This is a genomic window from Rhizobium sp. CECT 9324 (genome assembly GCF_918741265.1).
GTDB lineage: Bacteria > Pseudomonadota > Alphaproteobacteria > Rhizobiales > Rhizobiaceae > Allorhizobium.
In genome coordinates this window covers 3287686-3300702 of the sequence record NZ_CAKKMZ010000001.1, presented here as the reverse complement: position 1 = coordinate 3300702, position 13017 = coordinate 3287686, and the positions used below count along the sequence as shown (strand labels likewise).

Genomic DNA, 13017 nt, shown 5'->3' with positions numbered 1-13017 from the left:
CTCCGGTTTGCGTGATCCGCTTGACGTAACATAACTCTCCTGACACCCTTCTGGCCACAGCCTCACTTGGAGCGTTCCCATGCGTCCGGCAGACCGTCTTTTTCGAATCATCCAGCTGATGCGGTCCACGGGACGGGCGATGACGGCGGCCGAAATCGCCGGGAAGATGGAGGTCGCCCAGCGCACCATCTATCGCGACATGGACCACCTGATTGCATCGGGTGCGCCGATCGAAGGCGAGCGCGGTGTCGGATACATGCTGCGCGAGGCCTTCGATGCGCCGCCGCTGACCTTCACCTTCGAGCAGCTGGAGGCGCTCGCCTTCGGCCTTCGCGCCGTCGAGATGCTCGGCGATCCGCGGCTGGGACAGGCGGCGCGGGAAGCCAAGGACAAGATGGTGGCGTTATTACCGAAGGAGCATGCCGAGCGGCTGGTCGGTGCGCCGATCCATGCGTTTCGCGCCTCCGCTCAGCCGGAGCCGCCGGATTGCCTTGGCGATGTGCGCTCTGCCCTGTCGGCCAAACGCAAGGTGTGGATGGCCTATCATTCGCTGGCCGGCGAGCGCACCCAGCGCACGGTCTGGCCGCTGGCGCTCAGCGCCTTCGGGGCGATCTGGGTGATGACGACCTGGTGCGAGACGCGCCAGGATTTCCGCGACTTCCGGCTCGACCGGGTCGAGGGCTGGAAAGTCTTGGCGGAACGGTTCGAGCCCGGGCCGAAGCAGACCTACGAGGCCTATCTGGCCGGGCTTGATGCTGGCTGAGAAAGGCGTGGGCTGATCAGAAATCGGTTGCCACGCCGCCTTCTTCCTTGCGCCTGGCGACGAAAGCGTCGAGTTCTTCCTCGACAGCCGGATCGATCGGCGGGCGCTCGTAGCGGGCCAGCGTTTCCTTGAAGATCCGGTTGGCGTGGTCGTAGGTGGTTGGCCGACCGGCATCGGTCCAGGTCTCGAAATTGCGCCAGTCCGACAGAATCGGCGAATAGAAGGCGTTTTCGTAACGGGCGAGCGTGTGGGCGGTGCCGAAATAGTGGCCGCCGGGGCCGACATCGCGCACGGCATCGAGTGCCAGCGCATCCTGGCTGACATCGAGCGGCGTCAGGAATTCGGCGACCATCTGCAGCATGTCGACATCGAGGATGAACTTCTCGAAGGATGCCGTCAGGCCGCCCTCGCTCCAGCCGGCCGAATGCATGATGAAATTGCCGCCGCCCTGCGTCAGCGCCCAGAGCGAAAGCGCCGATTCGTAAGCCGCCTGGGCGTCGAGCGTGTTCGAGGCATTGGTGTTGGATGTGCGGTAGGGAACACCGTAGCGCCTGGCCAACTGGCCGCCGGCGATGACAGCCTTCATGTATTCCGGGGTGCCGAAGGCGGGTGCGCCGCTCTTCATGTCGACATTCGAGGTGAAGCCGCCATACATCACCGGCGCGCCGCGGCGCACCATCTGGGTGAAAGCGATACCACACAGTGCTTCGGCATTCTGCTGGACCAAGGCGCCGGCAATGGTCACGGGCGCCATGGCACCGGCCAGCGTAAACGGCGTCACGACGACAACCTGATTGCGCGACGACATTTCGATGATGCCCTGGAGCATCGGGCCGTCGAGGCGCAGCGGCGAGGACGAGTTGATGATGGTGAAGATCGACGGCTCGGTTTCGAGCTGCTCCATCGAGACGCCGCGGCCGATGCGGGCGATCTCGATGCCGTCGATGTTGCGCTGCTGGCCGAGCGAGTAGCAGTGGAAGACCTTGTCGGTCAGCTTGACCATGTCGGACAGGCAGTCGAGATGACGGACGGAGGCATGGATATCGACCGGCTCGACCGGGTAGCCGCCTGTGGTGTGGATGATGTCGTAGGACTGGGCGAGCTTGACCAGCTTGCGGAAGTCCTCCTGATTGCCGGCGCGGCGGCCGCCTTCGCGGTCGGCGACAAAGGGGGCAGAGGCGATCTGGGCGAAAACCAGATTGTTGCCGCCGATTGCGACGTTTCTGGCCGGGTTGCGGGCGTGCATGGTGAACTGCGATGGGGCCGAAGCGACCAGGTCCATGATCAGGCCGCGGTCGAAGCGGACGCGCTCGGTGCCCTCGGTGACGGTGGCGCCGGCGGCTTTCATCATGGCGCGCGCTTCCGGCAGCATGATGTCCATCCCGATTTCCTCGAGAATGGTCAGCGATGCCTCATGGATGTCGTCCAGCGTCTGCGGGTCGAGCAGTTCGGTCTTGGCGAGCGGGTTGACGAGGTTGCGGTATTTGGATGTGCCTGACGAACGCGCGCGATCGCCACCGCGGCCGCCGCTGCGCCGGCGCCGTTCGGAACCGCCGGAAGGGGTTTCAGTCTCGGGCAAGACAGAGGGTGTAATGTCGCTCATGGCCAATCCATTGTGTTGATTTCGACATCATTTTTGACAGTTTCCGACCGCGATGCGCATTGCCATTTGCGACCAATCGCTGGCTCTTCTGGAACATCGCTCCGTGAGCCGTGGATGGTTTGGCCGCATGTGCGTATTTTCGAAGCATTTCATGTATGTCGGTTACTTCGCGTTTACCATTCCGCGTCATTGATCAAGGAGTATAGAAGTTGAATCGGGGAGCGGCTTTGCTCAACCTAGTCCGCGAGAAAATTGTCGCGATTGAGCAGCCTTCCTATGTCAAGGATAGCGAGCTTCGCTACGTTGCAGTCAACGCTGCCTATGCTCGCCTGTACGATCTTGCCGAAAGCCGGCTCGTCGGTCGTACCGACCGGGATTTGTTTGGCGTGCTTGCCGACGATATGCGCGACGACCGCGAACGCCGTGTGCTGGTGTTTGGCGAGGACGAAAGCGTCTCACTTCATCCGCAACCGGGCGGCACTCCGCGTGTTCTCCGGATGGAGAGGTTTCTCGACGATGACGATTCCCTCTATGTCTTCGGCTTTGTCGAGCCCGCCGAACAGGTGTCAATGCCGCTATCGGAGACTCTGAAACCGTCCGCTTCCTCCGGGTATCCGGATCCGGGTTTGCCAGTGGAGCGGGGCACCGAATCAGGCGGACGCGGCGTGCCCGGCAGCGCTGAGGCGCTGCACCGTCATCTGGAGAGCCTGATGATGGCCATGCCGGTGGGCATCCTCATCCTCGATGAGACGATGCGGATCGAATATGTCAATGCGGCTGTTTACCGGATGGTCGCGCTGGACGACCTGCTCGATGTCGTCGGCATGTCCTATCGCGACTACATGATGGTCGTTCATACCCGCCACAAGCGGGCAGATGGTCCAGAAGAAATCGCCCGGCTTGTCGATCAGCGTGTTGCTGCCTTGAGCAGCCCGGACGATGCGCCGCTGACCTATGCCAGAACTCCGGAGGGACTGACCGTCGTCGTCAGCAACCGCAAGCTTGCCGATGGCAAGATATTGGTGACCTATACGGACATTACCGAACTTGCCGAACGTGAAGAGGAAAGCGCGCTTTACCGGGCAACGCTGGAGCAGATGCCTGTGCCGGTGTTTATCCGCGATTCGGACCGCAAGCTCATCTATGTGAATTCCGCCTATGAGGCGCTGCATGATCAGCGTCGGGAAGATGTCTACGGCCTCCGGGAGGACGAGATGTTCCCGGAGACGGGCCACATCCTGCGGGAGGAGAATCTGCGCATTCTCCAGCATGACGATGTGATCGAGCGGCCGCGCGATGTGGTGGTTGCCGGTGGTCGTGAAATATCGGTGATCACACGCCTCAACCGGATCACGACGACAGCGAACAAGCATTATCTTGTCGGTTCGGTGACAGACGTTTCCGTGCTCAAGGAGCGCGAGCAGGCGGTGCTTCTTGCTCACCGCCGTTCCGAAGCCCTGTATGCCGATATTGTCAGCATGCTGAGGATGATGCCCGTCGGCGTGGTGATCCTCAATGAAGACCTGATCGTCGAATTCGCCAATGAAAAATGCCGGGAGATCTGGTGCTGGCCGCCGGACATGCCGATCGACGGCCTGTCGTTCCGCAACTATTGCGAGATCAATATCAGCCGTGGCTGGAACTGGCCGGGTCAATCCTTCGAGGAGGGCTATCAGAAACGCGTTGCCCAGTTCAAGGCGCTGCAGGGATCTCAGACGACCGAGCTCGCCTATGAGGACGGGAAATATGTGCTGGCCAGCATTACCCGACTGCACGACCAGAAAATTTTGCTGACCTATTCCGACCTGACCGAGATGCGCAGCCGCGAGCGGGAAATCGGCGAGGCGCGCGCGCAGCTTGAACGGCTCGGGCTGTTCATGCAGGACGCCATGGCGCTGATGTCACAGGGCCTGATCGTCATCGAAAACGATGTGATCACTGATGCCAACCAGTCATTCTCGCGTATCCTCGACCTGCCGGCTGGTTTGGCCGATCAGGGGCAGAAATGGTATAAATGCTTCCAGTACTGCGCCCAGCGCGGCGACTTCGGTGATGAACCGGGAGCGCTGTTGCACCAATGGCAGGAGAAGCTGCGCCTGACGACCGGCTTCAGCACCACATTCCTCGCCAACGGCAAGACCTGGGTGCAGATGGAAGTGACCTTCGGCGGCAGCGGCCATTGGGTTGTCGTGTTGACCGATGTCAGTGACATCAAGGAACGCGAGGCCGAACTTGAGGTCCTGCTGGCGAAAAGCGAAGCGGCAGACAGGGCGAAGTCGGAATTCCTCGCCAATATGAGCCACGAGATCCGCACGCCGATGAACGGCGTTCTCGGCATGGCAGAGCTTCTGTCGAAATCAATCCTGGATACGCGGCAGAAGACCTTCGTCGACATCATCGTCAAATCCGGCAATGCGCTGCTGACGATCATCAACGACATCCTCGATTTCTCGAAGATCGATGCCGGACAGCTCAGGCTGCGCAAGGCGCCATTCGATCCGGTCGAAGCAATTGAGGATGTGGCAACGCTGCTCTCGGCGGCGGCCTCGGAAAAGGATATCGAGCTGCTGGTTTGCGGCGATCAGGCGGTGCGCCACACGGTTCTCGGCGATCCCGGCCGTTTCCGTCAGATCGTCACCAATCTGGTGGGAAATGCGATCAAATTCACCGAAAAGGGTCATGTCCTGATCGATGTTTCGACCCAGCTCATCGGCGCTGGCGACAGTCTGCTGCGGCTCCGCATCGAAGACACCGGCATTGGCATTGCTCCGGACATGCAGAAGCAGATCTTCGATAAATTCTCGCAAGTCGATACGTCATCGACGCGTCGCCACGAGGGCACAGGTCTTGGACTTGCGATCACATCCGGGCTGGTCAATCTGTTCGGCGGTTCGCTCGAACTGGAATCGGAACCCGGTCGCGGTTCGATCTTCACCGTCGAGATCCCGATGCCGATTGTGGCCGACCGCAACCGGCAAAAGACCATCCCGCCAAGCGTCAAGGATGCGCGGGTGCTGGTGGTTGACGACAATGCTGTCAATCGCCGCATCGTTACCGAGCAATTGTCGAACTGGGGCTTCGATGGCCTGGCCGTCGAAGACGGTGAGACGGCGCTGCATATCTTGGCTGAGGCCCACAGAACCGGCCTGCATATCGACGTGGTCATTATCGATTATCACATGCCGGTGATGAACGGCATCGATGTGGCGCGGGCAATCCGCAGCGACGGACGATTCGATGACTTGGCGTTGATCTTCCTGACCTCGATGGACATGGTCGGCGACGATCAGATCTTCCAGAGCCTGAAGGTGCAGGCGCATCTGATGAAACCCGCGCGGGCCAACCTTCTGAAAGGTGCGATCGTCGATGTGGTGCGGGCTGCACGGATCCACGGCGGGCTGCCTCTCTCCTATGCGTCGTCGCCGGCGCCATCACCTTCGGCAGTGCCACCCGTCGCTACGGCCGCCAGCCGATCTTCCACCGCTGATAGAGCGAGCGAGACAGCCTATGCGCCGCAGCGGCAAAGGCCGAAGGTGCTGATTGCGGAAGACAATCCGGTCAATCAGATTGTCTTCCGCCAGATCCTCAACGGCAGCGATGTCGACTACCGCCTTGTGGAAAACGGCCAGCAAGCGCTGGACGCGTTTCGGCAGGAAACGGTTGACCTCATCCTGATGGATGTCTCGATGCCAGTGATGAACGGCCATCAGGCAACCGCGATCATTCGCGCCGAGGAAAGCCGGCGCGGTAAGGGTGAGCATGTGACGATCATCGGCGTCACCGCCCATGCGCTGGACAGTGACCGTGAAGCCTGCCTTGCCTCCGGCATGGATGATTATCTGTCAAAGCCGATCAGCCCGGAATTGCTGCTGCGCAAGATCGAGCAGTGGAGCATGGCCTTCGGGCGCGCTGCTGTCCGGTTCTAGTGCATTTCCGGCGAAAACGGAGCGGCCTTCCATGCTCCATCTCTTTGTTTTTAAGCAATTCCGGACGCAAAGCCGGTCCCCATTTTTGCTGGAATTGCTATAGTTCAAGCCGAACGGATTCCGCACAGCATTTCGCGTTTTCCGGCAAAGCCCGGGCGGCGCTCGAGCGCATAGCCTGCGGCAATCAGATTGCGGCGGACGAAACCGGCGGCCGCGTAAGTCGCAAAACTGCCGCCTGGTGCCGTGTGATCGTAAACGAGCTGCATCAGTTCCGCTGACCACATGTCGCTGTTTTTCGACGGAGCGAAACCATCGAGGAACCAGGCGTCGAAACTGTGCGGACTGGCGCTGAGGTTTGTGAAGGCATCACCGCAGACAACGCTCAAGGTCGTCTGCGCGTCCAGCGCGACGGTCACGATCCCGGACGGGTCTTGCGGCCATTGCGCGACCAGAGCCTTGCGTTCCGCATCGATTTCTGGCCAACGCGACAGCGCCCGATCGATCTCGTTCGCCTGCATCGGATAAAGCTCGAAGGAGATGAAATGCAGACGGCCGCCGGGCTGGCGATGCTCCTTCCACCGCCGCCATGTTTCACACGCATTCAGGCCGGTGCCGAAGCCGAGTTCGCCGATTGTAAAAGGCTCGGCCGACTGCCAGCGGTCCGGCAGGCCATTGCCGGCATGGAAGACATGGCCGCATTCGAGCCGGCCATCGGTCTGGCAATAAAAATGATCGCCAAAGGCGGTCGAATAAGGCATATCGCCGTCGTGCCAGGTCAGTGGCTCAGAGGTTTTGTTGGTTTCCGGCGTTGTGTTTGAATGGGTCATGTCATGTCCGATAAATCGGCTTCGATCTCCGGTCAATTGCAGACGGAGCTGCTGATCATCGGCGGTGGCATCATGGGCTTATGGGCCGCGCTTCTGGCCGAGCGGCGCGGCATCAGGACGATGCTGGTCGATGCCGGTGCGATTGCCGGTGGAGCCAGCGGTGGGCTTCTCGGTGCGCTTATGCCCTACATGCCCGACAAATGGGATGCGAAGAAGCAGTTGCAGTTCGACGCCCTAGTGTCGCTCGAGGCCGAGATCGCCGATCTTGAAGCCGCGACGGGCCTGTCGGCCGGTTACCGGCGCTCCGGCCGGCTGATCCCGCTACCGAAGCCGCATCTGCGTGTCATTGCCGAGCGCCATTCCAAGGACGCGCTGCGCAACTGGCATCAGGGCGATCATCAATTTTTTTGGAACCCACTAGACGGATCGCCATGCGGCGATGGCTGGCCGGCGGACGAGTTCGCCGTGGGCGGCTTGGTGCAGGACACATTTGCCGCGCGCGTTTCACCGCGCGGACTGACTCACATGCTGGCGCGAAGGCTGGAACAGGCCGCGCGCGTTGCCGTGACCGAAGGCCTAGCTATCGAGGCGATCGATGCCGCGACATCGACCGCCGTCTTTCGTGACGGAACGAAGGTGGCGTTTGGCCATCTCGTGGTCGCGACCGGGCATCACTCATTCGACTTGCTGTCTACGATTGGCCCGGCGCTGGCAAAACCTCTCGGTCAGCCGGTCAAGGGGCAGGCGGCACTGTTGAAGGCGGAGATCGCACCGGACCTGCCGCTGCTCTACCTCGACGGGCTCTATATCGTGCCGCACGAAGGCGGACAGGTGGCGATCGGCAGCACCAGCGAGAATCACTTTAATGACGCGACGTCCACGGATGTGTTGCTGGACGATCTGCTTCTTCGCGCATGCAGGCTTGCGCCGGTGCTGGAGGGCGCCGAGATCGTCGAACGGTGGGCAGGACTGCGCCCGAAGGCGATTGACCGCGACCCTATGGTCGGCATCCATCCCGATGCTGAGCGGGTTGTTGCTTTGACCGGTGGGTTCAAGGTCAGCTTCGGACTTGCCCATGTTTTGGCGAATGCGGCACTGGATGCGGTCGAAGGCAAGGCCATGGCGCTTCCGGACAGTTTTTCGCTGGCACATCACATTCGCGTGGCTGTTGATTGAAACCACTGTACGTTCGCCATACGCGCCTGGCGGCATTGGTGCGATCCAGCTTTCCATCGATCAGTTTTGATAAAGGAAATGCTTACATTCTTCGTCATACTGTCACGCAAATCACCTAACCACTTGGTTGAAACGGCACATGCTAATGTGCCTTCAACGAGCCAGGAGGAGGTGCTCGCATGCGGTACGCCATATGTTTCACACCGCCCTCAGGGGACCCGCTGAGCCTCGCCGCGGCCAGCTGGCTTGGGCGTAATGTGTATTCCGGTTATCCTGTCGACCATCCCGGCCTCAAGGGCCTGGGCATTCATGAAATCGCTTTTCACACCGCCATGCCACGCCGTGTCGGCTTCCATGCGACGTTCAAGGCGCCGTTCAGGCTGAGTGAGGGGAGCAGCGAAAGTGCGCTGCTGCGGGAGCTGATGCATTTTGCCGGAAGCATGGAGCCGGTGGTTCTCGACGGTTTGGACGTTGGCCGCATCGGTGACGTCTATGGTCTGGTGCTGGACCGGCCATGCGCGGATATCGACTATCTGGCCGCCTCGGTCGTGCAGGCCTTCGATGGCTTTCGCGCGCCGCTGAGCGAAATGGAAATCGAACGACGCAATCCGGAACGCCTGTCTGCGCCGCAGTTTTCCAACCTGCATCGCTGGGGCCATGCCTATGTGATGGATGAGTTTCGCTTTCACATGACCTTGACGGGACCGCTGCTTGCGCGTGATTTTCCGCGCATCGAACAGGCGATGCGGGCGCATTTCGATCAGGCTTTGAGCGAGCCTGTTGTCGTTTCCAATCTGGCACTGTTCGTCGAGGCTGAGCAGGGCGCGCCTTTCACAGTGCATTCGCTGCATCCGATGGGCAGGGTGTCCAATCGCAGGATTGCCTGAACCACTCGGCTGCTGTGTTGCAGCGAAAAAGCGGCTGTAGCGTCTCGACAGGACATGCCCGTCTGCTTAGCCTCACGGCGACAACAGCAGAGGTGATTTGATGACGCCCGAGACTTATCCCCGTGATCTCGTCGGTTATGGCCGCAATGTTCCCGATCCGAAATGGCCGGGTGGGGCCAAGATCGCGGTCCAGTTCGTGTTGAACTACGAGGAGGGCGGCGAAAGCTGCATTCTCGATGGCGACCCGGCCTCGGAAAACCTGTTGTCGGAGATCGTCGGGGCTGCGGCCTGGCCGGGCCAGCGCAATCTCAACATGGAATCGATTTATGAATACGGTTCACGCGCCGGGTTCTGGCGCCTGCACCGGCTGTTCACCGAGCACAATGTGCCGGTCACCGTCTACGGCGTGACACTCGCCATGGCGCGCAACCCGGATGCGGTTGCCGCGATGAATGAAGCCGGTTGGGAAATCGCCTCGCATGGCTATCGCTGGCACGAATACAAGGACTATCCGGAAGAGAAGGAACGCCAGCACATTCTCGATGCGGTGCGTGTGCACACTGAGGTGGCGGGCGAGCGACCCTACGGCATGTACCAGGGCAAGCCGTCGGACAATACGCTCAGGCTGGTGATGGAAGAGGGCGGGTTCCTCTATTCGTCCGACAACTATTCCGACGACCTGCCGTTCTGGGTGCCGGATCAGAATGGCAAGCCCTTTCTGATCATTCCCTATACGCTCGACACCAATGACATGCGGTTTGCCACGCCGCAGGGTTTCAATTCCGGCGATCAGTTCTTTGCCTATCTGAAAGACGCTTTCGACGAGCTCTACCGCGAAGGTGAGGCAGGGCAGGCCAAGATGATGTCGGTCGGTCTGCACTGCCGCCTCGTCGGTCGCCCTGGCCGCATTGCAGCGCTGCGTCGCTTTGTCGAATATGTACTGTCTCACCAGGATGTCTGGGTGCCGACACGGCTGGAGATCGCCAAACACTGGCATGCACATCACAAGCCTGAATGGTAAGGGGTGCGGCTTTCCCCAGCCGTCGCGGCACTCCGACTGAAATGGCGAAACGTTCCAGCCGTGCGGCGGTCTTGGTTGAGGATTGCGCCCGACGGTCGCACCGCGTTGGGTGCGTGTGCAAGGCACAATGTTCGCCGGTTTGGATGTAAAGTGCTTGTCTTTTTGAGCCTCGACAACGCGGTGACGCTTCGCTAATCCTTAGGCCGATACGGTCCGGACGTGCGCCGCGCGGAGCCGCAATACCTTCCTCGCCCCGGCCATCGGCCTCGGGCAAACCACACCGAGAATCGGGGCTTGATATGGACAGAGCGGAAATCGTTGCGCGCTTCGGCGGCGTTTTCGAGCACTCGCCCTTCATCGCAGAGCGGGCCTTCGACGCCGGCTTCATTGCCGAGCCGCTGACGGCAGCCGATGTGCATGACGGAATGGCCGCGATCTTCCGCACCGCGAGTACCGATGAACGTCTCGGGGTCCTGCGGGCGCATCCCGATCTTGCCGGGAAGTTGGCGATTGCCGGCGATCTGACCGAGGACAGCCGCAAAGAGCAGGCGGGCGCCGGGCTCGATCGGCTGAGCCCGGATGAGCACGAGCGCTTCACCGCGTTCAACACGGCCTATACCGAGAAATTCGGCTTTCCCTTCATCATTGCGGTGAAGGGTCTGACCAAGGACGATATCCTTGCCGCTTTCGAACAGCGGATCGAAAATAGCCGCGAACAGGAACTCGATACCGCCTGCCAGCAGGTCGAGAAGATTGCCCGGCTTCGCCTTGACGGTCTTTTGCCGGAGAATAGCTGACGCGTCTGAAAACTCGACCATCACCGTGCCCGATTTTGCGGCCATCGCCTTCACTCTCGCGTAGGCCACGGTGCCCAAGGGCGAGCCGTCTCCGATCGAAATCTTCGCGCCGCTCAACCGCCGCGTTCGATCCAGACTTCTAAGATGACAATGGCAAAGACATGGACGGCTGGGAAGGTCATCGAATACAAGGCCGTACCCCTGAAACGACAAAGCGGGCGCTCCGGCCCGCTCGTACGCACACATCAAACGCTGCTCTTTACAAGGGCGGCCTTTGGTATCGTATGCCAGTCTTACTGCTTGCGCGTCTCATCAGCCTCGCGGATCGCTTCTTCGTGGTACCAGCTGGCCGCGCCGCTCTCATAGATGACGGGCTTCACCGCTGCACGGTCGCGCATTTCCTTGAGCCTTTGCAGGTTCCGCACTGGGAATTCGTAGATTTTCGCCGATTCCCGAACCATGTTCGTTGTCATGCTACTGCCTCTCGTTTCAACCGAGTGTTGTCTCGATAACTCTAGATATCACAGCCTAAACTGATATGCACATGAAAAGTGCAAAATGCCTAATCTATAGGCAGTATTTCTGCATTTTATTAGGTGGTCGACAAATCATCAGATTAAGCTGTCGCAAGGATGTGTGGTGAAAACACTCAAAGGCAGCGCAAGGTTCCTTCGGGACAAGGGTTTGGCGTTCAATGGCGGCCTGTTTCGGTTGCCGATTTACCGCGCACTTGCGGCAAAATGCATCAGTTGCATGACGGTGGCGTCAAGTTGGCACGCTTCCTGCTTTTATCTTGGGTGACTCGCCGGCCTGCCGGAGAATCACCCCCCTCTGTTGCGCTTCCATGGCGAGCGCTTGACTGAAGAGAGACGATTGATGACCAAGTTCAAGCTCGAGTATATCTGGCTCGACGGCTACAAGCCGGTGCCAAACCTGCGTGGCAAGACGCAGATCAAAGAATTCAACGAATTTCCGACCCTGGACCAGTTGCCGCTGTGGGGCTTCGATGGCTCGTCGACGATGCAGGCCGAAGGCCATAGCTCCGACTGCGTTCTGAAGCCGGTCGCAATCTACCCGGATCCGGCCCGCACCAACGGCGCGCTCGTCATGTGCGAAGTCATGATGCCGGATGGCGTCACGCCGCATGCAACCAACAGCCGCGCGACGATTCTCGACGACGAAGGCACCTGGTTCGGCTTCGAGCAGGAATACTTCCTCTACCAGGACGGTCGCCCGCTCGGCTTCCCGGAAAACGGCTTCCCGGCTCCGCAGGGTCCGTACTACACCGGCGTCGGCTACAAGAATGTTGGCGAAATCGCCCGTGAAATCGTCGAAGAGCATCTCGACCTGTGCCTCGAAGCCGGTATCAACCACGAAGGCATCAATGCCGAAGTGGCCAAGGGCCAGTGGGAATTCCAGGTGTTCGGCAAGGGCTCGAAGCGCGCCGCCGACGAAATCTGGATCGCTCGCTACCTGCTGCTTCGCCTTTGCGAAAAGTACGGCGTTGATGTCGAGTTCCATTGCAAGCCGCTCGGCGATACCGACTGGAACGGCTCTGGCATGCACTGCAACTTCTCGACCAAGTTCATGCGCGAAGTCGGCGGCAAGGACTATTTCGAAGCGCTCATGGCTGCTTTCGCCAAGAACTGGAAAGAGCATATCGACGTTTACGGTCCCGACAACCATCTGCGTCTGACCGGCAAGCACGAGACCGCTCCGTGGAACAAGTTCTCCTACGGCATCGCTGACCGTGGAGCCTCGATCCGCGTTCCGCACTCCTTCGCCAACAACGGCTACAAGGGCTACCTCGAAGACCGTCGTCCGAACAGCCAGGGCTGCCCGTACCAGATCGCTTCGCGCGTTCTGGCCACGATCGCCGAAGTTCCGTTGGCCGACTACGCGAAGTCTGCTGCCTGATCCGTTTTGGACTGATGATTTAGACAGCGCCGGCTACACGCCGGCGCTGTTTTCGTTTGAGGGGACTGACTGCCTTGCCGTGGGCGCTTTCTCGGTACAT

General features: G+C 60.3%; 10 protein-coding genes. 7 read left to right on the top strand and 3 right to left on the bottom strand.

Annotated elements, in window-relative coordinates:
* Positions 1-79 precede the first annotated feature (79 nt).
* Positions 80-763 carry a YafY family protein gene (locus tag LQ231_RS16070; RefSeq protein ID WP_113141967.1) on the top strand — a complete coding sequence of 228 codons (684 nt, stop codon included), beginning with the start codon at positions 80-82 and terminating at the stop codon, positions 761-763.
* A gap of 16 nt (positions 764-779) precedes the next feature.
* Here LQ231_RS16070 and LQ231_RS16065 read toward each other — a convergent pair whose 3' ends face one another.
* A complete protein-coding gene (locus tag LQ231_RS16065; RefSeq protein ID WP_113141966.1) occupies positions 780-2366 on the bottom strand; it encodes a trimethylamine methyltransferase family protein in 1587 nt (528 codons plus the stop codon).
* 227 nt (positions 2367-2593) lie between these two features.
* Between LQ231_RS16065 and LQ231_RS16060 the strand changes: the two genes are divergently transcribed.
* A complete protein-coding gene (locus LQ231_RS16060; RefSeq protein WP_230172182.1) occupies positions 2594-6292 on the top strand; it encodes a PAS-domain containing protein in 3699 nt (1232 codons plus the stop codon).
* Between the two features lie 104 nt (positions 6293-6396).
* On the opposite strand, the gene mnmD is transcribed toward LQ231_RS16060, so the two are convergent.
* A complete protein-coding gene (gene mnmD / locus LQ231_RS16055) occupies positions 6397-7119 on the bottom strand; it encodes a tRNA (5-methylaminomethyl-2-thiouridine)(34)-methyltransferase MnmD (protein WP_230172181.1) in 723 nt (240 codons plus the stop codon).
* Between the two features lie 3 nt (positions 7120-7122).
* Here mnmD and LQ231_RS16050 point away from each other — a divergent pair, with 3 nt between their 5' ends.
* The 4 genes from LQ231_RS16050 to uraD all read left to right on the top strand — a co-directional run bounded on the left by LQ231_RS16050 (position 7123) and on the right by uraD (position 11000).
* Positions 7123-8295 (top strand): FAD-binding oxidoreductase, encoded by a 1173-nt coding sequence (locus LQ231_RS16050; RefSeq protein ID WP_230172180.1) that lies wholly within the window; start codon positions 7123-7125, stop codon positions 8293-8295.
* 179 nt (positions 8296-8474) lie between these two features.
* Positions 8475-9182, top strand: coding sequence for a DUF1045 domain-containing protein (locus LQ231_RS16045; protein WP_230172179.1), 708 nt, complete (start codon positions 8475-8477; stop codon positions 9180-9182).
* Positions 9183-9282: 100 nt separating this feature from the next.
* Positions 9283-10203 (top strand): allantoinase PuuE, encoded by a 921-nt coding sequence (gene puuE / locus LQ231_RS16040; RefSeq protein WP_230172176.1) that lies wholly within the window; start codon positions 9283-9285, stop codon positions 10201-10203.
* A gap of 299 nt (positions 10204-10502) precedes the next feature.
* Positions 10503-11000: a 2-oxo-4-hydroxy-4-carboxy-5-ureidoimidazoline decarboxylase gene (gene uraD, locus LQ231_RS16035; RefSeq protein ID WP_230172171.1), complete on the top strand. Its 498-nt coding sequence runs from the start codon at positions 10503-10505 to the stop codon at positions 10998-11000.
* 293 nt (positions 11001-11293) lie between these two features.
* Here uraD and LQ231_RS16030 read toward each other — a convergent pair whose 3' ends face one another.
* A complete protein-coding gene (locus LQ231_RS16030; RefSeq protein ID WP_230172166.1) occupies positions 11294-11473 on the bottom strand; it encodes a DUF2735 domain-containing protein in 180 nt (59 codons plus the stop codon).
* Positions 11474-11876: 403 nt separating this feature from the next.
* On the opposite strand from LQ231_RS16030, the gene LQ231_RS16025 reads away from it, so the two are divergent.
* On the top strand, positions 11877-12917 hold the full coding sequence (locus tag LQ231_RS16025; protein WP_230172164.1) for a glutamine synthetase beta-grasp domain-containing protein: 1041 nt from the start codon (positions 11877-11879) through the stop codon (positions 12915-12917).
* Positions 12918-13017 lie beyond the last annotated feature (100 nt).